Below are 24969 nucleotides of genomic sequence, written 5' to 3'. Positions count from 1 at the left end.
AATAGTTTTCCTCCTTGCGTGGAATGAATAAACGGGAGTGTTTTATACATCAAGGAGGACCGTGATGAAAGCAGCAACGTATTTCTCTGTAGGACTCATCATCATTTTTCTGTTCTCCGCCTGTTCACTGCCAGGTCCACAAGCAGCACCACCGCCACAGCAAACGGCTCCATCTGACCCTGAACGAGAAGTGAAAAGACCTGCAACCGATGAGATCAAAGGTCGAACCATAAACAATCAGTTCACGGTGCCGATCCCGATCACCGAGACATTTACTTTTACCATTCCGCCCTCTTGGACAGGAAATTACATCGTGAAGGAGTTTTCATCAACACCAAAACGTCCGCCTCGCCAACAGCCACTGGAGGGCAAGCTGGATGTGCCGACGAAATACGAAGTGCATTTTATGTTCGCTCCCAACCAGCGAAAGGAGGAACAATCCTCACTCCTTACCATTTTTGTCATGACGGTACCCCATTGGAATCACCTGTCCCAAATGGAAGGACCTCCGCTGGGGGATGTACTGGAACAAACACATGGGCTTGTCTACGCTGTTTCCTTGCCCCAGTCCAATCCGTATGATCCCGCAACTCCAGACGGGAAGCTGTATGGGCAGATGGTCATGTCGCTTGATCAGGTAAAAAATGCATTTTCCGTTCAGTAGATAGAAAAAAGTGGTCGACAGCACAACGTCTGCTCAACCACTTTTTTTCGTAAAGACAAATAGCTTCCCATCCGCGTTTAACACTTGTGTCCCTTGGGCAAGCTCGATCCAAGACCGCTCCCAGTGAACATGCCCACAGCAGACGAGTACTGGAGGATACTGCTGCAAGCACTCACGAATTTCAGGCAAGCCTTGCAGATCGAATGAAGGCTCATCCGGACCTTGATGAAGTAACAAAATGTCAGGCTGCTTCCGAAGCAGTTCCCGCATTCCATTCAGGAACTCCTTCCTTTCCCTCCGATTCGGTTTATCCGCACGACCTACGATTCCACCCAGGCCCGCAATACGGAGCTGGCTGATTTGCACCATTTCAGGATCATTGATTACGGTGATGTCTGCCATGCGTTGAAGCTGTGCGAAGGAACCCGAGTCAAACCAATCGTGATTGCCAACAACCCCGACCACCTCTCCAAACTCGCGTTGAAAGGCCTGCCATACGGAGGAAGGGTCCCCGCTACTTCCCCGTTTCCAAGGATCGGCATACAAGTCTCCGCATAGCAAGACCAGAACGCGTTCCCTTGAAATGGATGACTTTTCGATCTGGAGTAACAGTGATACTATCTCTGGCAACGCTTCGCCAAGCAGTACCTGCTGCTGCCCGTGCCAAGACTCTATCACCCCTTGCAGATCGGAAGTAATGATGATCGCCTCATAAGCTTCAGGAATATTCGCCATTTCCCCAAAAAAGATAGGCAACATGCTCGGAACAACACCTTTGCCATTCGCGCCTGCTGCTAGATAGGGAACCTGCTCGACGGGTTCTTCTCCGATTTTGGTAATCCGAATCACGAACGCAACTGCTCCCTGACTGCCATCAATGCAAAACCGAGCAAATTTTCTCCCCGCCATTTCTCGGGCTGTTCCGCATGCGGATGATCTTGGGCCATCCCGATTCCCCATATCCGATCATAAGGACTCGCTTCGACAATAATGCGGTCACCTGTGTCCAAGAGGTATGCTTTCAAATCGGCATGCTGGCTGAATTTTAACAGGTTTGCCTGACGTACAATCGCCGTCTTGTTCGCATTCCACACAGCCTCGTCAAAGGAATGAACCTTTCGTCCCAAATCCTTCGCTTGTTTTGGATGGCTTTTCTTGAGTATTTCATCACGGATGGCAAGATCGCCGAACAGCTCAGCCTTTTTCGCCATCATGTAATGCTCAGCGGTCAGGTACGTGATACCGTCCTCTACAAATGCGGCCGGATACCATTGGCTGAAGCAAGATTTATCGATCGTGCCTGATTCCTTCTGTGTATGTCCCCAAAAGAACAAGTATTTCACTCTGGTCTTTTGCGATTCTTTGATTAAGGTTTGGACGTCATGTATGTGCGCCATCGTTGTATCCCCATCTTTCTTTTATAAACAATCCCATGTATACGAAGCCTTTGAAAAATCCCGACGAAGCAGATCCTCCCTGCGAACGAAGAAGTTGCCCACTCCGCTATCTCCCCACGAGACATAGCTGAAAATTCACCGCCTGTGGATCTCGATGAGGGACGTACTGCGACTCTAGTTTTCCTGTCAGCTTGTATGGCCCACCTAGTACCGGACTGTACACATCAGGATCCTCTGGTGTAAAGGGGGGGTTATTTGCATCTAAGAAGTTCAAGGAAGATCACCTCGGATATTGAACCATATGGAAAATGGTTACATTCATTTTATCTGAACCATCTACCTATCCGCAAATTTCTTACATCACTTGCGCAGCAGGATGCCAGCCTGTGGTATACCAAGCCAGAAGCCAGAGGTAGGCATGGCAATTACCCCGACCACACATATCCCGAGTAACGTCCACCCAAAGGCAGCTGGCGTCTCCATTCCCTTCTTTTTCATCAGCCAATCCGCCATATATCCGAGCAACATCAACAAAAAGCCAAACATCAGAAACCAGAAAGCAGCACCCTCTTCTTTCCCTACCGCATTCCAAAAGCCGTTTACGACGATCTGCTGAAGCGGCTCCGCGTATAAAAAGAAACCAACAACCGTATGCAGCAGTCCTGTAATGATTAGAGTGAAACCCATTTGGCGCTTGATCCCACTTACCATGTCAATTCTCTCCTCTCAAGTTGGCCTATTCCTTAGAAATGTTGATTTTATGAGCTCTCGGACGGTCTTGTTCATCCTGTAACACATCAATCATGCTGTCGATCACTGATCGCGATGCGAGTAGCCATTCTTGGCAGGCATTTTTCACATGGCGCTCGGTTCCGTACTGTTCCATGTTCGTAAGAATTGTCAGCACCCGATTCAATCCTTTACCTCTCAATGCTGAGCAGCCCCTTCCCTTGCGCTAAAACGAATGATCAGCCGATCTTCCGCATATTTCGCTCCTGTAACCCGTCGTCCCATTAATACGCGTGGCAAGATGACTTTTCGTTTGTAGGCACCTGCATTTACGGTCAATTCATCCCCTGTTTGCGTTAAATCCAAGGCTGCTTTATCCACAAAAGGAATCATCAGCTCCAAATGCAGCTCGCCGTCCACTTCTCGAATCAGTTCCGTTCTGCCCTGATAAAGCCTGGCCGATGGGTCTTCTGTTCCAAAAACGATATCTGCCAATTCTTCTAAAACAGGAAGCCCAATCACTTCTTTTGGCATCATCGGTGCTTTCAAAATCGGCAGCGGCTGAAAGTTTTCCACGATTTCGTTCTCATACTTTCGTTGCAGCTCTCGCCAGTGGGCAAAAAAGCCTTCTCCTGCTTCGTCCGGAAGCACCCGATTCACGATGATGGCATCCGTATTGAACCCGAACAGATTCAAGTACGTGAACGATCGCTTTGCTTCCGCAAGCACCATTTTCTCCGGGTTTACTACGATCCTCACTGATGTAATCTCCGGGTCCAAAACAATGCGTTGCATTTCCTCCAGCCCTCGAGCGAGCTGCTCGACACTGTCTAGTACATCATCAGAAGGAAGCTCTACTTTGTTGACGATCTTGGCCACTGGGCGAACCAGTTTGATTAGCTTGCGCTCGGTCGGAAAAATTTTCTCCAGCCACCAATTCAATACATTCGGATAACTAAGCAGACGCAGTGTTTCCCCGGTTGGGGCACAATCCACTACCAGGACGTCGAACTTCCCGCTCATGGCGTGTTCCTTGATCTGTAGTAAACTGAACATTTCCTCCATGCCAGGAAAAACGAGCATCTCTTCCGTTGTAATATCAGTCAGCTGTGCTTTGTCGAGCAGTGTTGTCAGCCATCCCTGAACGGCTCCCCAGTTGCGCTCGGTTTCCCGCAAGCTGTTTACTTCCTGGCCCCATAAATTTTCACTGATTGGTACGGGATCTGGTCCGATCACAGTCCCCAATGAATCTGCCAAACTGTGTGCGGCATCCGTACTGAGTACGAGTGTCCTCTTTCCCTGCTTTGCCAGCTTCACAGCCGTTGCTGCTGCAACACTCGTCTTCCCAACCCCACCTTTACCGGTGTAAATGACGATTCTCATCTCGACTCTCTCCTTCACGATCCATTTAATACGATTTCGTAGTAATTAGACAAAAAAAGAAGCAGGCTCGATCAGACTATTCCTCAATGTTGATCTTGATGGAACGAACCTTTGTTTCACGAGGCTTGACAGGTCCTCCGTCCTGAAATACCTTGGCGGCTTTGAGTAAAAGGGTAGTGAATTGCTCCATTTCTTCCGGCGTAAATGCCTCTTGAAGCCTTCCCAGCATCGTCAGCATCATTTGCTCCGATTCTTTGGCGAGCTGTTTGCCTGGTTGTGTCAGCGTGACGAGCTTCACCCGTTGATCCTCTACAGAGGTAGCCCTCGCGATGTATCCCTTGCGTTCAAGCCGTTTCGCGATGCTAGTCATCGAACTAAGCGGCGCCCCCATCTCCGCAGCCAGCTCTGACATCGTCAAGTCTCCGCGGAAAAGCAGGATGAGGAGGGTCGACAAATCAGAGCGAGTCAGTTTTTCTTCCAACTGCATCGTATCGGACATAAAGGCGAACGGACGTAAACCGGTTTTCAGAAAGAGGTCGTATAGTTGATGCATACCGGCGACTCCTTTTAGTACGATTTCGTAGTAATTTCTATCTTCAATTTATTACATATTTTAGGGAATGTCAACAGGCGTAAAAAGTATACCATGCTGGGCTGACGTACATATTAAAACTGTTACAAATGACAGGAGGAATCAAAATGAATATACAGCGCGCGAAAGAAATCGCCGCTTCGCCCGTTATGGCGAATGTTACCTGCGACGGAATACCTGTATACATCCAGCATATCGATGATGACAACGACATGGCGAGGATTTACCCGCTCAACCAGCCGGATCAGGAGATGAGTGTTCCTGTAGCCAGCTTGCGGGAGCATAGTGAGTACTGATTTTTGTCACGACAACGATGGAGGGGACCTGTAGCGAATATGCAGGTCCCCTCGTCTTTTTCTTTTTCATTGTACAAATGGCCTTACAGCAAGCCTTGGATGAACGGCAGCTCCAAATTCTCGATCATTTTTTTCTGACTCGCCGCCAATTTTGCTGCGATCTGCTCCTTGCGTGCGATTGCCTCCCAGGTGCAGGAAAGAATTCGTTCACCTAATTGCGGCTCGCCTGTTGACACGATGAGCTCTGGGAGATCCAGTGAATAAGCGAAGTCTATGCCCTTAATGCGGTACGCCAAACAAACGAACGGAACACCCGCAGCGGCACTCAGCACATTCGCATGCAACTTAAAGTTGATCGTCGCCTGAAAGCCTTTCATCAGTTGCAGCATTCGTTTATGATCGTGCAGCTCCAGGTCGAGGATTGTATGAGCTGGATCGTCGATTTTTTTGTACAGTCTTTTAATGGCTTCCCGATCCGGTCCCCACATGGTGAGCAAGTGGATATCGTAGCCTGCCTTGATCAGCTTCTTGGCTGCATGTACAAGCCCATCCTCTACTGCGGTCTCGTTTTTCCCATAAATCCGGTTATAGGACGTACCCCAGTTGATGCCAATCGTGGATCGCTTGCTTTTATCTACCACTGTTGGCAATGATGCGGGGAGAAGCAGCATCCCCGGGTCTCCGCTAATCGCTGCCCTTTCTCCCACTCCCGCTTGCTGGAGGTATTGGAGTGTAAGTGGTCCGCGTACACCAAAAAACGTGGCGTGCTCAGCGATTTTTTGCAGCATGTGGCTCATTTTATCTTGGCCAGTTATCAGCTTGTTCGTCAATCTGCCGGAAGAATCCAGCTCGACTTGATCTTGCGAATCAAATCCGCTTCCCCAGACCCATAGATTTTTTTTCTGTTCAACAGCACGATAAGCTACATCCACATACCCCGGGATGAGAAGCGATCCTCCCCCCAAAACGACGGTGTCATATGGGCTTAAATCCTTCAGATCAACCCCGGGCAGGGAAGGTATTACCTTGTATTGTGTAGGGTCGAGGTATTTGCATGACAAATCGTAAAAGGCATGCCACATCAGCTCATCGCCCAAATTGTTGAAACCTAACCAGCCAACGTACAAAATTTTTTTCATGCTTGTCGCCCCCCCTCCATTCTTTATTTGTGCATAAACGGTAAGCAAGGAGGCACATTTTTGCGTGATATGAAAATGGTTTTGAATCCACGCTCTTCCTTTACCTCCTATTTCCTTCAAATAACTCCGGTCGCTACATGCTTGACGCAAAGCACTATCAATCAACGAAGGAGACGGCTTCTGCACGGAGGAATGGTCACCGAAGTAACAGTCCCAAGCCAACTCGTAAGACGAAGGTTCGACCAAACCGACGTAGCCATGATTACCGATTGCAAGCACAGGCTTTCCACACGCCATCGCTTCGAGTGCGACCCTCCCTGTTCCAATCACCAAATCACTGATTTCGTAATACGGCCGGACATCTGTTTGCTCCCCCACAATGTGAATATAGGGCTCCCCAGCGGCTTTATTCAGAGCTTTAGCCAACTCATGAACATGAATGGCCTGGGCACCTGAACCCACCACCACGATATGCAGGTTGGGGATTTCACTCCGCAGTGTTTTGGTTGCCCGCAACACCATGTTGCACACCGTCGCTTTTTGCCAAGCCAACCGGCTCACGTACGTAACCACCATGGCATTAGGCGGCAATGACGGCACATCAGCCTTACTTGCAGAGCCAGACTGAAACTCTTCTACATCAACCCCATTGGAAATGAGTGTGGTTTTTACCCCTCGCCTTTGCCAGAATAGTTGGACAGGCTTACTCACACTGATAACAGCGGAGCAGAGCTGGGCTACTTTTATCGCCTCATCCTTTGGATAGTACGTTCCATGCAAGGTGAACACGACAGGAATGCCGAGCTCATTGGCTGCCGTAGCAGCAAGAAAACCTGATGGCGTCTGGTGCACATGGACGATGGTAATACGATGCTTCTTCATACATGCACGGTAACACTCGATCAGATGCTGTCTGCGTGCCTGGAGCGGCTCACGTGCGGATTCTATTGGTTCTATCAAAAAGCCTGCATCAACAAATTCTTGGTAAAAAGGGCCATTGCCACCTGCATAAAACAGTTGCACGCCTTTTTTCCTCAATGCTTTACCCATGCTAAGAACATATGTCTCCGTTCCGCCTGTCCTCAAACTGTCCAGCACCATCAATATCCGATCATTACTGCTAGTCAACTTTTTACCCTCCCTTCTTCCGATAATAGTGGGCCGAACGCTGCTCAGCGTGGGTGCGGTAATAATACAATGCTTCTGCTATATTGTTCACGCCTGCTCTCGCATTCAAAGCTTTGGCGATAAATTCGTAGTCTTCTGCACCCTCAATCCGGCGTGTCGGGCCACCAATCTGGTCAAACAATCGCCCTCGAAACATGCAGGTTCCGTGACAGACGCAGTGTCCCCCGTTTCCGTATACTTTGCGAATGTCATCGCCGTACTTGATCCATCCAGCAAGCTGCTTATTTTCCGGCTGATCGGACGAAAACGCGTAGTAATTCGTACCGACCAAATCGACCTGGGGATGATTTTTCAAGTATTCAACCTGCCGCGAAAGACGCAGGATATGGGAGAAATCATCCGAGTCCTGAATCGCGATGAACTCGCCTCTGCTCAGGTAATGCCCGACGTTGATGGCACCCGAAAAGCCAATATTGCGAGGGAGCTCATGAATCAGCACCTGATTCTCTCTTGGAAAAAAACTTTTACTCTCTTCCAGCCATTCTCTGGCCACTTCTACGGAATGATCTGTCGATGCATCATCGATCAGGACAATCTCCCAATTCTCATAGGTTTGCTGGAGGATGCTGTCCAAGCATTCACGTATATAAGCAGCCCTATTGAAATTGGTAATGACAACACTTACCAGACCTTCTATTCTCTCTCTTGCCACTTTCATTTCCTCCTTCCAGTCTTCTTGTTTTCAAATCGCATCACGTCACCGCTCATTTGCCAGAAACTGCAAAGCTTCCACGTGGTCACCCGCAATCTGTTCGACGGCAGGGGGCATTCCAGAGCTGGCGAAGTGTTTTTCTGGCCGGAGTCGGTTGGAGGTGAAGCTGTTCACCTGATGAACCAATTCCATCTTTACACCTGCTTGTGCGTATGCTGCTTGGGCTTTTGGCGGGCAGAGCAGTATGGGCCACCCGAGCGGAGCAACCGCTTCCCTTCGTAAGGCAAAGGGGACGGTCACCATAGACCCGATCCCCAAATCCTTACGATTTAAAGCCAAGTTGAGAGCTTGGCGACAAGCCACAAAGACATTGTCTACGCAAGGTTGATTCAGAAATACAGAAACGTCATTTAGGGCCACATCCACGCCGCACTCGCATGCGAGAACAAATGGATACAGATCATAGGCGGTTATAATCGTATCCGCATCGACAAACAACAGGATGTCGCCTTTCGACAGACTTGCTCCAATTGCCCGTCCTGTATCTACACCCAATGCATAAGGGAACTCTACGGTCGTCGCGCCGCATTCACGGGCAAGCTTTGCCGTTTGATCAATCGAGCCATTGACGACCACGATAATTTCAACAGGCTCCAGCCGAAGAACTTCACGGATCACTTGCTGGATCGTCGCTGCCTCGTTTAGGGCTGGAATGATCACCGATACCGTCTTCCCACCGTAAAGAGTTGTTCGTCGCAAGGGCCATTTGCCTACCTGCATCACAGGCATACCCCAGTTTTTACCGCCCACATTCTCTGCTACATCTCTTCGCCGACCTCCATCGGACAGTCCGCCGCGAAAAGGAAGACGCGAGACGAGATCAAGCTGTTCGGCAATCACCAGCTTTTCATACAAAGAGAGCTCTTTGAGCAACGAACCGTGAAGCTGTGGCAAAAACATCCGTTCTTCCGTCCCTGTTCCCATGGTTTGCGCGGTAATGGACAGCCCGCTCATGACCGCCCGCTTGTGCGCTTCGGCAGGCTGTGCCAACTGTTCCACTCCGATTTTGGAAAGTGCCTCTCTGGTTATTGCGTGAGGTGTGTCAAGCAAGGAAGCTTCGCGCAGATCAGCGCGACCGAAGAGGTTATTTACCAGCAGGGAAAAACTGTGGATGGGCCTTGGTTTTGTCATCCTCCTGTGTCGCAGATCATGCTGGGGCAAAACGACCTGTGCATTGCCATATAAAATCGGGAACAAGAAGCGCTGCAATCCAGACAGCGTTTCGATTTGTTCTTCGCCGAGAAAAAGCAGGACACTCCCTTTTGCATGCTTGGCAGCCTCTCTCCGCCATGAGAATAGATTCTCGACTGCCTCTGCAAGAACGACGCGCACACCTGCTTCATGTTCCAGTGCCCTTTTCGAAATCACGATGATCTCCAGAGGTGCAAGCTGTTTACATACCGCAATCAGCTTTGGCAAATGAGCTGTCCCATGCACGGCAGGAATTAGAATGGATAGGGGCACTAGGCCCCTTCTCCCTTGCTGCTCTGCCATTAGAGAACGCGCACATACGTGATGCGATCGAGTTGAAATACCACTGTTTGGCCACCGCCATAGCCGGGCTCACTTGCTGCAAGCACGGTTAATGTCGAATTGGTCACGCCGAGCAACTCACCGGTAGTCACGTCCAATCCGGTTATGACTTGTACACTATCGCCTATAAACGTTCTCAATTTCTGAACATAGTTCATTTGTCTTCTCCTCCTTACACCTCATGAACATAATTAATTTGCGTGAAACGAATCAGCACACGTGTACCGCTTGACTCTATGATTTCAGCATAGTCCCGGCCAACCTCGTTCAGGACCCCTGTGACACTTCCTGCATCTGTTCCCAGCTCGACGGTTTCATGCAAATAGCGCAGCAGCACTTTACGAAAAGAATCTTGTCGCAAATCACTGTGGTTTTCTTGCAGAAACGCGGCGAATTCTTCTGCATACAGCTCTTTGCGAAGCGAACAACGAACTGCTTCTTCCTTCTCATTTTCGACTTCTTCGTCTCTTTGGTCTTTTCCCCAAACGAGACGTCGCAGCCCTTGAAAATACTCTTTCAACTCTTTTTCATTCACAATTATTTTCATCTGGTCACTCTCATCTCCTTGATCCTACTCTTTTGATTTTTTTTCGCCGCTTGTACACGGTATACAAGTAAGTTCAAAAACGTACTAGGACAACTGTGTAATTTTTTGGTTTTAATGAAAAGTTCACAGGGTTTTTACCGAAAAACAAAAAAAGACTGCGAAAAGTATTCGCAGCCTTCCTTCTGTATTCTACAACTCTTTCATTGTTACGTACTGTTCTGTCTAACTCTTTGCCACCTGTGCCTTTTCGTCCCTGTTCTTGCCTAGCTCATGCTTGATGAACAAATAGCTCTCAATTTCCCGAAGGAGGTAGAACAGCGAGGCACGCGTCTCAAATTCCTCTCGCGTTCGCGGCAAATCTGCTGCCTTGATCTCCTCTTGCATCACGCGCAGTTGGTCGATAAAGCGGTAGGCGGTATTGCCCGGATGTACCGAGTCGCTGATTCGCTCAAGAAAATCTGCGATCCGATGGCTCTCCGCCACCTGATTGTCCAAGGAAGAGACGATCGGCATCATGCGTTCCAGTAGCTCGAACTGCTTTTGCCGCATCACAAAATACTCGTAGTACGAATCGTTACGACGGCCCAATCGATTGCCAACATCTCGTGAAGCCAAACGAATCGCCGTTTCCAATACACCATTTGTTTCGATCAATTCTTTCCCGTCCCACTCACTTTCCCCGTGACGCAAGTAGTAGCAGAACTCCCGCAAGATTTTGCTGAACAGCTTCTCCACCTTTACTTGCATCCCTTTTAGCTCTTTATCCAGGCTCGGCATGTACAGATTGACCAGTAGGGCTACACCCACACCGATGACGAGCAAAGCGACCTCATTTAGCAATAGCATCCCGTCGATTCTCTTTGAAGAATACAGATGCATAAGCACAACCATGCTGTTGACGAAGCCTTCCTGAATGCCAAAACGTACCGCGAGCGGCAAGAAAAGCAAAATGAAAAGGAGAATGGCAATCGGCGTATAGCCCATAAGGGAAAACAGGCAGACACCGATTCCCAGACCCAATAAACTGGCCAGAATCCGATTCCACGCTGTCTGAAACGATTGCTTGACTGTTACCTGAATACACAAGATCGTAATGATCCCCGCTGAAGAAGCAAACATCAAGCCTAGCTGCTGGGCGATCAGAATCGAGATAGCCGTTCCAATGGCTGTTTTTAACGTACGATAACCAATTTTAAACTTGAGAAAGCCCAGTCTTGTTCCCCTCCGCTGTCAAAAATGCTTTCCTGTTTACTTTAACAAAAAGTGTCCGCGAACCAAAGACAAGGTTTCATAAATTTTTGCAGGAATGTCGGCGCGGGTATTTATGCGGTGAGGAGTGGCTGTTCAAGCATTTTCATAAGTTCATTATCGCCTGCCAGTACGCCGTTTATCACGATCAACAATAGGCCCAATAAAAAAATCCGCCAATGCGACGATCTCGCACAGCGGATTTTTGGGCATGTTGATTATACTTCCAGCTTTTTCGCCAGTGTTTCTACGTTCAATACGTTTCCTACAAGGAAGTTGCCGAATTCACCGAAGCGCGCACTCACTTCGTCAAAGCGCATTTCGTAGACGATATGCTTGAATTCCAGCGGATCGTTGGCAAACAGGGTAACACCCCACTCCCAATCGTCGAAACCAACGGAGCCACCGATGATTTGCTTCACGCGGCCAGCGTAGGAGCGACCGATCAAGCCGTGGGAGCGCATCATTTCTTGGCGCTCCTGCATGGAGAGCATGTACCAGTTGTCTTGCAGATCACGTTTTTTGTTCATTGGATAGAAGCAAATGTGCTCCCATTTTGGCAGGATCGGATAGAGGCGGTCGCGCACATGCGGGTTCGCTTTTGGATCTTCGCCTGGGTTATGTACATAGTTGCTCAGCTCTACTACGGATACATACGAATAAGGAGCTTCTGTATAAGCAGCAAAGCGGGTTTTATTGAACGCTGTTTTGATCTCATCGAGTTCTTGCATAGTTGGACGCAGGAACATGAACACGAGGTCTGCTTTGTGTCCGAGGATGGAGTACACAGCCGTGCTTCCTTGGTTCTCGCCCTCATTCGCTTCCCATGTGCGGATCAATGTATTCAGCTCGTCCAACGCTTCTTGGCGTTCTGCTGCGGACGCTGCTTTCCACTTTTCCCAATTGATGGTGCGGAAATTATGATACGTATACCAACCTTCTAATGTAAGCAACGCTTCGTTTGCGCTCATTAAAATCAGCTCCTTTGAAAAATCTGGTGACCTTCTTGCAACATTCCCAGTATAGCATAAGGAACAAGTTCGTATTCGGAACAGATTGGTGAACAAGCAAAATGAAAACCAAGCGGTGCATTAGCTGCCGCTTGGTTTGGTTCCTGCCAGTACGGAGGTGGTCAGCTTGCTCGCTGCTTCCTGATCTACAATAACGGTTACATCTCTATGCAATTGCAATAAGGAGGCTGGGACATCTGCCGTAGGCTCTTCTTCTAGCATTAATCGCACTGCCTCTGCCTTTGCCTCTCCACTTGCGAGAAGTACGACTTTTTTAGCGCCAAGAATCGTCTTGATTCCCATAGAAACGGCCTGAGTCGGCACCTGATCCACACTATCAAAATAGCGGGCATTTGCTTCGATAGTGCTGTCAGTGAGTTGGACGACGCGTGTCAATGAATCGGCAGGGGAGCCAGGCTCGTTGAAGCCAATATGGCCGTTATTGCCGATCCCCAGCACCTGGATGTCGATCCCACCTGCCAAACGAATTGCTTCCTCATAGCGTGCACACTCTGCCAAATGATCTGGCGTATTCCCAACTGGCACATGTGTATTCTCCGCAGGAATGTTGATGTGATTGAACAAGTTTTCTTGCATATACGAGCGATAGCTTTGCGGATGAGTCGAGGAAATTCCGACGTATTCATCCAGATTAAAGCTGCTCGCTTGCGAAAAATCAATGCTCTGTGCTTGCGACAGCTTGATGAGCTCACGGTACATCCCTACTGGCGTGCCTCCGGTTGCAAGACCAAAGACGGTTTTCGGATTTGCTTTTACTTCGCTCACGAGCATTTCAGCAGCTTTTCTGCTGAGCTCCGCGTAATCTTTCACGATCACGAGCTTCATTTCCAACCACTCCTATTCCATATAAGGTAAACCACTTAATATTTTCTCTCCAGGACAGCCTTCGCTGTTCTTTCTTTATATAAAAGGGCCTTTTCCTTGTTGCGCATCGTGATTGTCGTACTAATGACATCCAGTACATGCAGCTGCGCAATTTTGGCTGCGAGAGAGCCTCCCTGCAATGGACCTTCTTGCGCAGCGGTCAATAGCGTAATGTCCGCTACGTTCGTAATCGGTGAGCGTCGATAGTGCGTCAGGCAAATACAAGTTGCGCCTGCCTGCTTGGCGACTTTCAATGAATCGATCGTGTCTTTCGTACTGCCTGATACAGACAAACCGATCGCAACATCCCCCGGTCCCAGAGTAGCCGCAGCCATCGCTTGCAGATGCGATTCATTAAAAGCGTCCACGCGAAGCCCGATCCGCAAGAATGTGTACTTGGCATCCTGGGCTGTTACCGCTGACGTACCTACCCCGTAAAAATGGATCGTGTTTGCTTTTTGCAAAAGGTCTACACAACGCTCCAGTTGTTCGATCTGAAACAGGGCCGAGGTATCCCCGATCGCCTGTTGATTGGCTGCGGTTACTTTGTGCGTGATGATGTCCAGAGAATCGTCTTCTCCTACTTCGCCATGCAAGTTTTTGACTGGATTGACTAATTCCTGTGCCAATGCCAGCTTGAACTCCTGATAGCCATGGAAGCCTATTTTCCTGCAAAATCGCAAAACGGTCGTCTCGCCCACTCCTGCCTTTTCGGCAAGGTCAATCACCGATGAATAAATCACGCTGTCTGTCTGCTGTAAGACGATATGGGCAACCTTTTGCTCCGATTTCGTAAAGGAGGGAAGGAGACTCTGAATATGCAAAAGCGTATTTGTCTTCGTGATGGTAGCTGTCAATGGATGGGCCAGCTCCTCCTGCTGTTTCACCATATGGCTCGCTCCCCCTTGTTGTTTTTCCCCAAAACAAAATAGCTGTATTTCTACAGCCATTATATCAAAAAAGGAGTTATCCGCCATATTTTTATTTTTTAGTGGAGCGATTCTCCAGAACATCAAAATGGGGTAAACAAGATGGTCGGACATGTTGCGACTCGAAAAGATCCACTCATAGCTGCTGGAACCAGAACTAGGTCGAGCGTCACGATTTCCCCTGCACCTAGCGTCGCTGTCCCTCTCGCTTCTCCACTCCCCAACGCATTAGCTACAACCAAGTAGGTGCCAGGAGCAAGACCAGTCACCTTGTACCTCCCGAAGCTGTCTGTTTGGACGACCACAGTCGTTCTGTTTGGTTGATTTACCGTTTGCACATATACGGTCGCTCCAGCAACTGGCAAGCCTGTTAAACCAGATCGAACCGTTCCTTGTATCGTACCCGTTTGAGAAAGGCGGATGATGATAAAGGTTGTTTGGTTCGGCAAAACGACTGCTTCTGCCTGACCGATACCAATGCCTGGGATGGTCCCGATAACGGTATACGTCCCCGGCGCCACATTGACAAAATGGAATGTGCCATCCGGCTCAGCTAGGATATTTTGCAGGCGAATCTGGCTTGAATGAAATAACGACAATTGAATATTGTTTCCGCTGGCTTGACTTCCGTCTGGCAAGAGGACAATCCCGGATATCGTTCCAACGAATGGCAATAGCTCGACTGTCGTTACGGTCGTCTGCCCGCCTGCGACCGTAACTGTGCCGTAATGTGTACCGAAGCCATCTGCACTTGCTATGACATTGTAAACTCCGGCTGTCAAGCCATTCACCTGGAATTGCCCGCTCTGATTTGTTACGGTGTTGGCAATAAATTGGCCATTGGCAAACAGTTGCACGTTAACAGCCGCTCCCGTGATCGGGAGTCCCGTCAACTGATTGGTCACCTGTCCCATGATGTTGCCTGGAAGAGGAGACATCGTGAGAATGACTCCGCTTATTGTCTGTCCAGTCGGCACTGTTATGCTTTGTGTTGCTGTTGCGTAGCTATCTTCACTTGCGCTAATCAAATAGGTCCCAGGCGGAAGGTTACCAACAGAGAAATTGCCCGAGTCATCCGTAATTGCACTTCCGAACAATGTTCCATGTGAATCCTTCACCTGTACCAATGCTTTTGGAACAACGCCTCCGCCAGCAGCCTGTACCTGACCTGTTACAGTAGCTGGGAAGGGGGGAAGCCCCACATCAATCGTAGTCGTCTGCCCGGAAAAGATCGTCGCACCAACAGGCTGGGTGGTGTAGTTTTGAGCGCTTATCGCAAGTGTATAGGTTAACGGAGCCAAGCCGTCGATTTTAAACTGGCCGAGACCGTCCGTAACGGTACGAGATAACAAGTTGTTTGTACCAGGGAAAAAGATCAATACTTCCGCTCCTACCAGCGGCGTACCATCAAGTGCATCCCTGACAGTGCCCTGCAAAATACCAGGATTCGGGTCCAGTGGGATATTGACTGTAGCTGTTCCCCCGGGAGCTACATCAAAGGAGACACTCTCCCTCTGATAGCTTTCGTTCCTTGCCAAAATCGTGTAATTGCCAGCCACAAATCCATCAATGAAGTATATCCCTTGAGCGTCTGTCTGGGTAGAAAAGAGAATCGTGTTATTGTTGCCCAGCAAGCGGACAAGTGTATTCGGCAAAGGTGTGCTGAGAAGGGCGTCACTAATTTCGCCTGTGACGTTCGCAGGCAGATTCTGCAAAGAAAAATCAAGGCCGGTAGTCGCCCCCAATCCGACCATAGCTGTTGAAGCCTCAGCAGCGAATCCCGTAGCACTTGCGATCAGTGTATAGCTCCCAGGAGACAGTCCACTCACCATATACTGACCCTGCGCATTCGTCAGGACAATAGCCAGTATCGTTCCAGACGGACTTCCTTGTCGTACAGTAATGACCGCACCGGCAATCGGCCAGGCCGAACCTTCCTCTCGCACTGTACCAGCTATCCCACCGGGCAACTCGTTTAACGCAAAGCTTAATACAGACACCACCCCTGATTGTATCAGTGCGCCAGCTACATCACTTGCATATCCAGTTGCATTGACATTGACGGTGTATCCTCCAGGAGCCAGCCTATCAAGCGAAAAGTTACCATTTGCATCTGTCAGTACGGAGCCCACAGCGGCACGAGTACTGTCGTAGACGATAACTGTTGCGCCAATGATCGGCAAGCCCGTCTCCAGATCAGTCACAACACCGGATAAACTGCCGGGATTGGGAACTAATGCCTGCTGATAGTTGGTGGTAATGCCCCCTTGCAAAATAACCGCCTGCGAAACGGATACAAAATTCGGCGCAGAAACAGTTACATTTACGACACCCGGCGGAAGCTTTTCTGCCAAAAAATTGCCTTGATCGTCTGTCAATAATTGAGCAAGCACAACTCCTTGGCCATCCGTAATGAGTACGGTGCTTCCCGGAATCCCGAATCCCGACATCTGATTCGTCACCACACCCGAGATAGCCGCAGGCAAGTCAGGTAATGTGACGGTCGTTGAAGTTGCAGTATTGGCCGTCACGATCACGCCGATACTTCCTACGGCATAGCCAGGCGCTGACGCGATCACGGTGTAAACGCCGGGAGCGACACTCCCAATGAAAAATACACCCGATTCATTCGCGAGCAGGCTCTGTTTGACGGCTTGATTGCTGTCCAACAGCTTGACGTTGATTTCGCTACCCGTTACAGGTGCCCCCAAGCTGTTTATGACGCTTCCCACAATGGACCCAGGCATTGGCAAGAGCGCCACACTAGCCCCCGTCGTTTCTCCACTGACTACATTGGCCCCTACTGATTGATCAGCATAGCTAGGCGCACTTACCGTGACGGTATAAGCACCAGGCAGCAGATGTTGAATGAAATAGCTGCCCGTCTGGTCGGTACTTGCTGTAGCCACTACATTTCCGTTACTTATGGACCGTATCAGTACAACGGCGCCTGCAATGAATACCGCGGGATTCGTCGCGTCCGTCACCTGTCCACTAACCCCGCCTGCATTTGCCTCAAGAGTGAAGTCTACTCCGGTCTTATTTTCACCGGGTCCAAGTGTAACACCAACCGAGCCTGTAACATATTCAGGGGCACTTGCCACCACGACAAATGATCCGGAAGGCAGGTTGCCAATTGTATAGGCTCCGTTTGAATCTGTATAACCAAAGCCTATTGTCGTCTCATTCAAATCCAGCATACGGACAACGGCATTGACAATCGGCTGCATACCCGTGTCTTGCACAGTTCCAGATATACTGGCCGGATTCGGGGTAAGCGTAAATGAAGCGCTAACCGTCTGCCCAGGCTGTACAATCGCCCCAACAGATTGAACAGCGTAGCCTGGGGCCGTAGCTATAAGGATATAAGAGCCTGGTGCGACTCCTAAAAATGAAAATGCCCCATTCCCATCTGCGACGACAGTACCGACCAACAGGTTATTGATATCAAACAATTGAATGGTGGCTCCCGGTACGACAGGTGCTACTGTACCATTAATAAAACCGATATCCTGATTGAGCTGGAGCTGGACAGGAGTGGTGGTATTCGCGTGCACAATGGCTCCGACATGATTGGACTGAAAGCCATCCGCTGATGCACGGATGACGTATTGACCTTGAGCCAAGCCCGTAATAACAAAGCTTCCTTGACTATCGCTGTATACCGAATGCACGATGGAGCCATTGAAATCGAGTGCATTTACTTGGGCACCGGCAATCGGCTGCAACGTCCCTGCAGCGAGCACCTGCCCTTGGACCTCACCCGGACTCGCAAACAATGATAAGTTGACAGTCGTATTCGTATTCGCTAGTACAGTGGCGGAAGCACTGTTCGTTTCATAATTGGCAGCACGAGCGGTAATGGTGTAAACGCCCGGTGCAAGCCCTGTGATCTCGTAACCGCCAGAAAGATCGCTGCTGGCATGGGCGACGATTGCCCCCGCTTGGTTCAACACACTAACTTCTATCGAAGCACCTGTGATCGGAAGACCCGAGGTAGCATCAAAAATAGAACCTGAAATGCTTCCCGGCAAGTCTGCCAGCTGTACATTCACCGTTGTTGTCGTCAATGAGGCGACAATTGCCCCTGTGATCACTGTCGTTTGATTCGGAGCAGATACGATGACAACGTACGCCTGCGGTAGCAGATTAGGTACCACATACTGTCCGTTCCCATCAGTCAATACAGTAGCGACAACAGCACCTGCTGCCGTATTTTCCCTAATAATGACAGTGGCCCCCTGAATCGGCTGATTGCCGCTGTCGACTACCTGTCCTGCGATTGATCCCGGAGAAGCTTGCAGGACGAAGGCAAGGGACGATATTTCCTGAGGCTGTACAGTTGCCCCCAACACAACAGTCGAATAACCAAAAGCAGAAGCGGTTACGGTATACGTGCCTGGGGCCAAGTGCGGAAAGGAAAAGGTACCAGCGCTATCGGTAATGGTCTGCGCCACAGGAACAATTCCCTTCATAACAATGACAGTGGCATTGCCCAGCGGATTACTCCCTGTGTCCGAGACAGTCCCATTCAGTACCCCTGCCAGTTTTTCCAATTGGAGGTCAACCGGTGTAGTTACTCCAACATTGATCCCGATCCCAACTGTTTTCCCCGCATACCCCTCTGCAGAAGCCGTAAGGACATAGTTTTCTGGACCAAGCAAGGATAAAGTGTAGTCTCCATTCGCGTCGGTTAATGTCTCTCCTACAGCAATCCCCGAGCGAGTTACCACCTTGATGCTGGCATTTGGGATTTCCTCACCCGTTTGCGCATCGGAAATGGTTCCACTTACCGTTCCAAATGCAGTCGTCAAAGAAAAATTAAGAACCTTGGCATCGCCCGCTTGCAGACTGATTCCAGCTAATTGTGTGGAAAAGCCCGCGGCACTGACACGGATTTGATAAATACCTCCTGCGAGCTTGGTCAGCAGATACGTGCCAGCTCCATCTGTAGTCGTTTCCGTCAGCGTAATTCCTGTCTGGTTCAGCACTTCCACCAATGCCCCGGCAATCGGTATACCGCCAGGACCTGTTACAAGTCCGGAGAGCTGGGCAACGGATGTTTGGAGCGCTACATTTTGTGTAGTCGTCTGGGCTCGAATAACATTGATTGCAACGGTTGCTGGTTGGAATGTATCCGCACTGACTGCCAGGGTGTAGGCACCCGGCACGACATTCGTAAACTGATAGGTCCCCCCGCCCCCAGTCACTGCCTGGTTTACTGTCACACCTGTCGTATTTATTAGCTTTACCACTGCTCCTACGATGGGAGCCAAACCGGTATCTGTTACCGTCCCGTTCACCTGACCCGGACTCGGAGGAAGCAAAATGTCCGCTCTTGTGGTCTGCCCTGCCAAAACGCTCACGAATTGGATTTTGGGATCATAAGTCGGCGCGGTCACCGACACAGAATACAGACCAGGAGCCAATCCGGTAAACGAATAGGCACCATCTGTGTCTGTTGTCGTTGTTCCGATTAGGACAGGAATCGAATCATACAGCGCGACCTGCGCACCTGCAACAGGCAAGTTCGTGGATTGGTCAAGCACCACCCCAGCAACACTACCAGCCAAGTTAACCGTGATGACGATATTATCCTGGACAGGGGAAAGCGTCCCGCCAGAAAAGCTGTCTACACCCGTGACTGTCGCTGTGTTTAACCGCCGTGTTCCGCCGGGAGAGACCGCGAAAACTCCACTAACCGTAAATGACAAGCTGGCAGTAGAACCAGCAGCCAAATTGCCGATCGTCCAGCTGAGCACCTTCGTAAGGGAATTGTAGATCACAGAGCCGATACTTGTTGCGTTTACCGTAAAAGCCGTTACCTGATCCAGCTCGATCAAATCGTTGACAACAACTGTCGTTGCCTGGCTCTTCCCGGTATTGGTGACAGTGATCGATCCTGTCCATTGCGATAGTTGTCCTGTGGTAACGACGGCTGGTCCTGCTGTTACTTGCTTGTCGATGGCAAGGCTGGCCCGAACGTCTCCTGTTGCTACCGTAGTCGTATTGCTCAAGGAATTTTCAAAGCTAAAGCCTTCACTGATTCGCAGAGAATCTTTGTTGTAATTGTTGTCATTTGCAGAAGTAAAAGGGAGGAAGCGAACGGAAGTAAGGGAGGTAACACCGATCGTTGAAAAAAAAGTAGCTGCCGGCATGACGAGATCGATGAAGTAATCGGGATTGCCGCTAAAATTTGAGCCATCATTCGTTAAACGCACACGAGCCGTGTCAAAATTGATAATCGGCGCTTGCCAGTTGGGTGCTCCACTGCCGTTTGTGCCCTCTGCCGGATCATTCCATGAGTTGACTTCTATGACCGTGTTTTGAATCAGGGCAATGCGATTGCGCAAGCCTTGCACGCCCAGCATCCACTGATATGTGCCTGTCACCCCGTTTGTATTGATCAGGTAACCCCAGGCAAAGTTTTGAAAGCCTGTTTTTTGCGAATTTCTTGGATCTTCATTGACTCGCATCCGAAAGTAGAGATACGTTCCATCGTACGCCAAAAAGGCAACGGGAAACGTAGCGTTTCCTACTAGGTCAGCAGAGCCGGGACTTTCATCGTTTGGGACGTCTGCGAATGGACTTCCCCCGAGCATAAACGGGATGAATTGACTGTCAGAAGGATAGGCCATTTTTCTTCCTCACCTCTCCCCTCTAACATATGTACACAGAGTGATATGGCCCCAGCCCTCCCTTTGCTAATTGACTTGTCCGTGCCCGTCCAAACAAAAAAAGGGCTTTCGCCCGCAAATATTTCTTGCGAGGAAACCCTCTTCCTTCCCGTATTGCCTATCTTACATAAATACGCGATAGCCAAGCAGAATAACCAGCACCAAAACGACAATACAGCCGATAAAGAAGCCGATGCTGCCTTCTTGTCTCTTTGCTTTGCCCAGGGACATTTCCATCAAACCAAAGGCGATAACCGCGATGATGCCCTTCACGTAGTAATAGAAATCTGTTGCGTGACCCACGAAAAGCATCCAAGCTCCGGATACAAGAATGATGACCATCATGAGTCTGAGCAGCATATGTACGACCTTGCCTGCTTTTGCTTTGCCCACGCGATACAGGATGTAGGCAACGATCAAGAGCACGAATGCGACTTCCCAGCTACCCACATGCGCTTCAATTAACGCTTTGTACGGCAAAAAATTCAACCCCTTTACTCCTAAATTCAATCTTGTCCATTATACCAGAAGAAGGGAAAAAATGCTGATGTCCCAATGCGTGGCAGTATTGTGACCAGGCTTTTTGAGGGATGAAAAAAAGGCTGCCCGTGATCGGCAACCTCCTTTTTCTCGCAAACGATCCTATCGCAGTAAAAATCCGTCTTTCAGTGGGTCGGTAGGGTCAACGACAAATTGATGCAGACCTGTGATAAACGCCTTTCCTTCTATGCTCGGGATGACAGCCGGATAACTCCCCACCTGCGTGGTTGCTACCACCTTGCCGATAAACTGGCTTCCGACAATTCCTTCATGGACAAACGATTCTCCAAGAGCCAGCTTGCCTCGTGCATGCAAGGTGGCTACGCGAGCCGCAGTACCTGTACCGCATGGGGAGCGATCGATCTGCTTGTCGGCGAAAATCGTTACGTTGCGCAGGTCTGATCCTTCCACTCTCGGCTTATCCGAGATAATCACCCCGTAAATTCCTTTGAGCTCAGGCTCCAACGGATGAACGACCTCCATTTTCGCCTCGATTTGTTCCTTGATTCGTCTGCCCCACTCTTGCAGCTCTGCCAATTGTTCAATATCCACCTGAACCCCGAGATCATCCGCTTGTACTACTGCATAGAATGCTCCGCCAAAAGAAATGTCCACAGAAAAAGTACGTCCTCCCCACTCAATAGAAACGTCCTGTGCCAAAACAAAGGAGGGGACATTTTCAAACGAGACGGAATGAACCAGCGATTCTTTCACAGTGGCGTGTGCAATGATTCTTCCTGCCGGACTGTCAATCACAATACGCTCTGTTGAATCTTTTCGCCGAAGTATTCCAGTCTCAATGGCGGCTGTCACTACCGCAATGATTCCATGCCCGCACATTGTACTGTAGCCCTCGTTATGCATGAACAGCACTCCAAATGCCGCATCCGGGCTGACGGGCTCTGTCATGACACACCCGTACATACCATGATGCCCGCGCGGTTCATACATGAGTACCCGCCGGATATGATCCAGCTCCTCCCGAAAGTATCGTCGCTTCTCCAGAATCGTCTTGCCCGCGAGCGGTGGGATGCCGCCTGTTATGATGCGCAGCGGCTCCCCTCCGGTATGGGCCTCGATCGTCGTAAACAACTGATTGATGTGCATGACATCCTCACCTTTTTATGCGATTGGCAATTATTTGATGGATCACCACGCGTATTTGATCGCGCATGTTTTCGTCGTACTGTAGAAATCAAGCGCCGCTTGACCCTGCTCCCGTGTATGTGAGCTGGACAGCTTCATGCCGCCAAATGGAGCCTGGTATTCTACACCTGCCGTCTCCTGATTGACCCGAACCATCCCCGCCTGCGCCAAATCCAAGAAGCGGTGGGCACTCGCCAAATCTCGGGTGAACAGCGAAGCGCTCAGTCCGTACACGGACTGGTTGCACAGCTGCACCGCCTCGTCAAAACCGTCTGCTGTCAAAAGCACAGCCAATGGTCCGAACACTTCCTCCTGAACGAGGCGATGATCGGCAGCGACACCCTCGACAATTTGGGGACGGATGTAATAGCCTTGCTCCTCTTTTGCATATGAGGGGCTTTGGGCAATGACTGACGCTTCCTCATTCGCCAAGGCGATGTATTGCCCAACCGTCTCAAACTGTGCAGCCGAGGCAACAGGACCCAAATACGCTTCCAGATCACTGGCATCTCCTACCCGGCATGTCTCCATAGCTGATTTCAATCGCTCGACCAGTGGCTGATAGATCGCCTTCTCTACAATGATCCTGCTGGTTGCCGTACATTTTTGACCAGCCGATCGAAACGCGCCACTGAGCAAAATCGGAACAGTTTTATCCAGATCAGCATCAGCCAAAACGACTGCCGCATTTTTTCCGCCCATTTCGGTTTGATATTTCATATTGCGACCCGCGCATGCGATAGCAATCTGTCTGCCTGTTTCCGATGAGCCAGTAAAGCTGACTGCATCGACTTCGGCTTCATTCGTGAGTGTATTTCCGATCTCTCGGCCCTTGCCAATCACCAGATTCAGTACACCCGCAGGCAGCTTCGTTTCCGCAAATATTTCAGCCAGTCGTGTCCCCGTGAGCGAGCCATTTTCTGCTGGCTTCCAGATGACTGTATTCCCGCAAATGAGTGCAGGGGCGATTTTCCAGATGGGGATCGCAACAGGAAAGTTCCATGGTGTGATGACCGCCACGACTCCGAGTGGGACACGACGGCTGTATTGCAGAACATTCGTATCTGAAGAAGGAATCAGGTTGCCGTTGGAACGCATCCCCTCTCCAGCATAATAGCGCAACAGACTGACCCCGCGTGCCACTTCTCCGCGCATCTCGCCAAGCTGCTTGCCCATTTCCCGGCTTGCCAGCTGTGCCAAGCTATCTGCATTTGCTTCTAATGTGGCAGCCATTTGAAAAAGGATTTCGCCACGAGCCGCCCCCGTTTGTTTTGCCCAACCGATCTGTGCCGCACGAGCTGCCTGTTCAGCGGCAAAAACATGTGACCGATCAGACAGATGCAGAACGCCGACTTCTTCTGTGATACGCGACGGGTTTTTGACCGTTAGTTCCTTCCCTGACGGCGTCATCCATTCGCCGCCAATCCAGTTTTTGCTGTGCATCCTGCCCACCTCCCTTATCGTCCACTTGCAGCGCCGACTGCGTAGTCAAACGCCTTTTTAATGCCTGCATAATATTCTTCAGACAGCGGCAGACGTGGCGGACGAGTCGGTCCCACCGGGAAATTCGCCAGCTCCATCATGTATTTGATCGACTGTACCAATTGTGGACTCGCATCATAGTGGAACAGCGGCAACAAACGACGATAAAGCGCTTGTGCTTCGCCGAGCTTGCCTGCCCGTGCAAGACGGAACAGCTCCACACCTTCTTTCGGCAGGGCATTCGGCACACCCGAAATCCAACCTGTCGCCCCAATCAAGCCGCCCTCCATGACGAGATCATCTACACCGACCATAACTTCCAGATCCGTCTGGGCGAGAATGTCCTGCATGCGGCGCACGTCGCCGGAGAATTCTTTCACAGCGACAATATTTTCGAACTTCGCCAGTCTTCCCAAAATGTCCGGTGTCAGGTCGATTTTGTAGTCGTGAGGATTGTTATAGGCAATAATCGGCAGCCCGACAGTATTCAGTGCCTCGTAGTGGGCAAACACTTCATTTTCCAATGGCTTGTAGTTAATCGGAGGCAAGGCCATCACGCCTGCTGCTCCCGCATCCTTGGAGAATTGCACCCATTCCACTGCTTGACGGGTAGACGGTGCGGCAGAGCCTACGACTACCGGAACTCTACCTTTTGCGGCAGCGATCACGGTATGAATGACTTTTGCCCGCTCCTCTCCTGTCATTGTCGCGTATTCCCCCAGCGAACCCGACGGAACCAGTCCGTCTACTCCCTCCTGAATCAACCAGTCACACAATTCCGCCAAACGCTTGTAATCCACCTCATAATCGTTTGTAAACGGCGTGACAATCGCCACGTACACTCCTTCAAATCTTGCCATTTTCATTCTCCT

General features: G+C 50.0%; 23 protein-coding genes. 2 read left to right on the top strand and 21 right to left on the bottom strand.

Going from position 1 to position 24969, the window contains the following annotated elements; genetic code table 11:
- Window positions 1–64: 64 nt before the first annotated feature.
- On the top strand, window positions 65–664 hold the full coding sequence (locus KB186_RS26920; RefSeq protein WP_173612030.1) for a hypothetical protein: 600 nt from the start codon (window positions 65–67) through the stop codon (window positions 662–664).
- A 33-nt stretch (window positions 665–697) separates the two neighbouring features.
- Here the strand turns inward: KB186_RS26920 and KB186_RS26915 are convergent, their stop codons facing one another.
- From KB186_RS26915 to KB186_RS26885, 7 genes are all read right to left on the bottom strand, one after another.
- Complete coding sequence (locus tag KB186_RS26915; protein ID WP_173612031.1) at window positions 698–1513, bottom strand: metallophosphoesterase; 816 nt, start codon at window positions 1511–1513, stop codon at window positions 698–700.
- Window positions 1510–2061: a riboflavin biosynthesis intermediates N-glycosidase gene (locus KB186_RS26910; protein WP_173612032.1), complete on the bottom strand. Its 552-nt coding sequence runs from the start codon at window positions 2059–2061 to the stop codon at window positions 1510–1512. The genes KB186_RS26915 and KB186_RS26910 overlap by 4 nt, the downstream gene beginning before the upstream one ends.
- A 21-nt stretch (window positions 2062–2082) precedes the next feature.
- On the bottom strand, window positions 2083–2196 hold the full coding sequence (locus KB186_RS26905) for a DUF1963 domain-containing protein (RefSeq protein ID WP_269137342.1): 114 nt from the start codon (window positions 2194–2196) through the stop codon (window positions 2083–2085).
- A gap of 225 nt (window positions 2197–2421) precedes the next feature.
- On the bottom strand, window positions 2422–2772 hold the full coding sequence (locus KB186_RS26900; protein ID WP_173612034.1) for a DUF6463 family protein: 351 nt from the start codon (window positions 2770–2772) through the stop codon (window positions 2422–2424).
- A 25-nt stretch (window positions 2773–2797) separates the two neighbouring features.
- Window positions 2798–2968 carry a hypothetical protein gene (locus KB186_RS26895; protein ID WP_232774738.1) on the bottom strand — a complete coding sequence of 57 codons (171 nt, stop codon included), beginning with the start codon at window positions 2966–2968 and terminating at the stop codon, window positions 2798–2800.
- A 20-nt stretch (window positions 2969–2988) separates the two neighbouring features.
- On the bottom strand, window positions 2989–4173 hold the full coding sequence (locus KB186_RS26890) for an ArsA family ATPase (RefSeq protein WP_232774737.1): 1185 nt from the start codon (window positions 4171–4173) through the stop codon (window positions 2989–2991).
- A gap of 76 nt (window positions 4174–4249) precedes the next feature.
- A complete protein-coding gene (locus KB186_RS26885; protein WP_173612037.1) occupies window positions 4250–4726 on the bottom strand; it encodes a MarR family winged helix-turn-helix transcriptional regulator in 477 nt (158 codons plus the stop codon).
- Window positions 4727–4872: 146 nt separating this feature from the next.
- On the opposite strand from KB186_RS26885, the gene KB186_RS26880 reads away from it, so the two are divergent.
- Window positions 4873–5061 carry a small acid-soluble spore protein H gene (locus tag KB186_RS26880; protein ID WP_173612038.1) on the top strand — a complete coding sequence of 63 codons (189 nt, stop codon included), beginning with the start codon at window positions 4873–4875 and terminating at the stop codon, window positions 5059–5061.
- A gap of 83 nt (window positions 5062–5144) precedes the next feature.
- Here the strand turns inward: KB186_RS26880 and KB186_RS26875 are convergent, their stop codons facing one another.
- The 14 genes from KB186_RS26875 to KB186_RS26810 all read right to left on the bottom strand — a co-directional run bounded on the left by KB186_RS26875 (window position 5145) and on the right by KB186_RS26810 (window position 24957).
- The gene (locus KB186_RS26875) at window positions 5145–7328 is read right to left on the bottom strand and encodes a glycosyltransferase (protein ID WP_221866708.1); all 2184 of its coding nucleotides are present in this window, start codon (window positions 7326–7328) and stop codon (window positions 5145–5147) included.
- Window positions 7329–7332: 4 nt separating this feature from the next.
- On the bottom strand, window positions 7333–8040 hold the full coding sequence (locus tag KB186_RS26870) for a glycosyltransferase family 2 protein (protein ID WP_173612040.1): 708 nt from the start codon (window positions 8038–8040) through the stop codon (window positions 7333–7335).
- Between the two features lie 45 nt (window positions 8041–8085).
- Window positions 8086–9564 carry a glycosyltransferase family 2 protein gene (locus KB186_RS26865; RefSeq protein WP_232774736.1) on the bottom strand — a complete coding sequence of 493 codons (1479 nt, stop codon included), beginning with the start codon at window positions 9562–9564 and terminating at the stop codon, window positions 8086–8088.
- 29 nt (window positions 9565–9593) lie between these two features.
- On the bottom strand, window positions 9594–9791 hold the full coding sequence (locus tag KB186_RS26860; RefSeq protein ID WP_173612041.1) for a hypothetical protein: 198 nt from the start codon (window positions 9789–9791) through the stop codon (window positions 9594–9596).
- A gap of 14 nt (window positions 9792–9805) precedes the next feature.
- A complete protein-coding gene (locus KB186_RS26855) occupies window positions 9806–10180 on the bottom strand; it encodes a DUF2642 domain-containing protein (protein WP_221866711.1) in 375 nt (124 codons plus the stop codon).
- 222 nt (window positions 10181–10402) lie between these two features.
- Window positions 10403–11371: an aromatic acid exporter family protein gene (locus KB186_RS26850; protein WP_353057226.1), complete on the bottom strand. Its 969-nt coding sequence runs from the start codon at window positions 11369–11371 to the stop codon at window positions 10403–10405.
- 275 nt (window positions 11372–11646) lie between these two features.
- On the bottom strand, window positions 11647–12399 hold the full coding sequence (gene hemQ / locus KB186_RS26845; RefSeq protein WP_017252188.1) for a hydrogen peroxide-dependent heme synthase: 753 nt from the start codon (window positions 12397–12399) through the stop codon (window positions 11647–11649).
- 120 nt (window positions 12400–12519) lie between these two features.
- On the bottom strand, window positions 12520–13284 hold the full coding sequence (gene nagB / locus KB186_RS26840; RefSeq protein ID WP_221866712.1) for a glucosamine-6-phosphate deaminase: 765 nt from the start codon (window positions 13282–13284) through the stop codon (window positions 12520–12522).
- A 35-nt stretch (window positions 13285–13319) separates the two neighbouring features.
- Complete coding sequence (locus tag KB186_RS26835; RefSeq protein ID WP_221866713.1) at window positions 13320–14213, bottom strand: MurR/RpiR family transcriptional regulator; 894 nt, start codon at window positions 14211–14213, stop codon at window positions 13320–13322.
- Window positions 14214–14335: 122 nt separating this feature from the next.
- Window positions 14336–20890, bottom strand: a complete 6555-nt coding sequence (locus KB186_RS26830; protein WP_232774734.1) for a carboxypeptidase regulatory-like domain-containing protein — start codon at window positions 20888–20890, stop codon at window positions 14336–14338.
- A 162-nt stretch (window positions 20891–21052) separates the two neighbouring features.
- Window positions 21053–21418 carry a YisL family protein gene (locus KB186_RS26825; protein WP_232774733.1) on the bottom strand — a complete coding sequence of 122 codons (366 nt, stop codon included), beginning with the start codon at window positions 21416–21418 and terminating at the stop codon, window positions 21053–21055.
- A gap of 153 nt (window positions 21419–21571) precedes the next feature.
- The gene (locus tag KB186_RS26820) at window positions 21572–22576 is read right to left on the bottom strand and encodes a proline racemase family protein (protein WP_173612047.1); all 1005 of its coding nucleotides are present in this window, start codon (window positions 22574–22576) and stop codon (window positions 21572–21574) included.
- Window positions 22577–22618: 42 nt separating this feature from the next.
- Entirely contained in the window at window positions 22619–24058 is a 1440-nt protein-coding gene (locus KB186_RS26815; protein WP_232774732.1) for an aldehyde dehydrogenase family protein, read from the bottom strand.
- A 14-nt stretch (window positions 24059–24072) separates the two neighbouring features.
- Window positions 24073–24957 carry a dihydrodipicolinate synthase family protein gene (locus KB186_RS26810; protein ID WP_173612049.1) on the bottom strand — a complete coding sequence of 295 codons (885 nt, stop codon included), beginning with the start codon at window positions 24955–24957 and terminating at the stop codon, window positions 24073–24075.
- Window positions 24958–24969: the final 12 nt, after the last annotated feature.

The organism is Brevibacillus sp. AF8, assembly GCF_021270385.1.
Classification (GTDB): Bacteria; Bacillota; Bacilli; order Brevibacillales; family Brevibacillaceae; genus Brevibacillus.
This window is presented reverse-complemented; position numbering and strand designations above follow the sequence as displayed.

What these genes read in the sequence shown, in the direction of transcription:
- nagB (WP_221866712.1), bottom strand. Translation starts at nt 13,284, where the DNA reads ATGAAGCTCGTGATCGTGAAAGATTACGCGGAGCTCAGCAGAAAAGCT.
- KB186_RS26860 (WP_173612041.1), bottom strand. Translation starts at nt 9,791, where the DNA reads ATGAACTATGTTCAGAAATTGAGAACGTTTATAGGCGATAGTGTACAA.
- KB186_RS26920 (WP_173612030.1), top strand. Translation starts at nt 65, where the DNA reads ATGAAAGCAGCAACGTATTTCTCTGTAGGACTCATCATCATTTTTCTG.
- KB186_RS26890 (WP_232774737.1), bottom strand. Translation starts at nt 4,173, where the DNA reads ATGAGAATCGTCATTTACACCGGTAAAGGTGGGGTTGGGAAGACGAGT.
- KB186_RS26855 (WP_221866711.1), bottom strand. Translation starts at nt 10,180, where the DNA reads ATGAAAATAATTGTGAATGAAAAAGAGTTGAAAGAGTATTTTCAAGGG.
- KB186_RS26830 (WP_232774734.1), bottom strand. Translation starts at nt 20,890, where the DNA reads ATGGCCTATCCTTCTGACAGTCAATTCATCCCGTTTATGCTCGGGGGA.
- KB186_RS26900 (WP_173612034.1), bottom strand. Translation starts at nt 2,772, where the DNA reads ATGGTAAGTGGGATCAAGCGCCAAATGGGTTTCACTCTAATCATTACA.
- KB186_RS26885 (WP_173612037.1), bottom strand. Translation starts at nt 4,726, where the DNA reads ATGCATCAACTATACGACCTCTTTCTGAAAACCGGTTTACGTCCGTTC.
- KB186_RS26820 (WP_173612047.1), bottom strand. Translation starts at nt 22,576, where the DNA reads ATGCACATCAATCAGTTGTTTACGACGATCGAGGCCCATACCGGAGGG.
- KB186_RS26835 (WP_221866713.1), bottom strand. Translation starts at nt 14,213, where the DNA reads ATGGTGAAACAGCAGGAGGAGCTGGCCCATCCATTGACAGCTACCATC.
- KB186_RS26880 (WP_173612038.1), top strand. Translation starts at nt 4,873, where the DNA reads ATGAATATACAGCGCGCGAAAGAAATCGCCGCTTCGCCCGTTATGGCG.
- KB186_RS26810 (WP_173612049.1), bottom strand. Translation starts at nt 24,957, where the DNA reads ATGGCAAGATTTGAAGGAGTGTACGTGGCGATTGTCACGCCGTTTACA.
- KB186_RS26815 (WP_232774732.1), bottom strand. Translation starts at nt 24,058, where the DNA reads ATGCACAGCAAAAACTGGATTGGCGGCGAATGGATGACGCCGTCAGGG.
- hemQ (WP_017252188.1), bottom strand. Translation starts at nt 12,399, where the DNA reads ATGAGCGCAAACGAAGCGTTGCTTACATTAGAAGGTTGGTATACGTAT.
- KB186_RS26910 (WP_173612032.1), bottom strand. Translation starts at nt 2,061, where the DNA reads ATGGCGCACATACATGACGTCCAAACCTTAATCAAAGAATCGCAAAAG.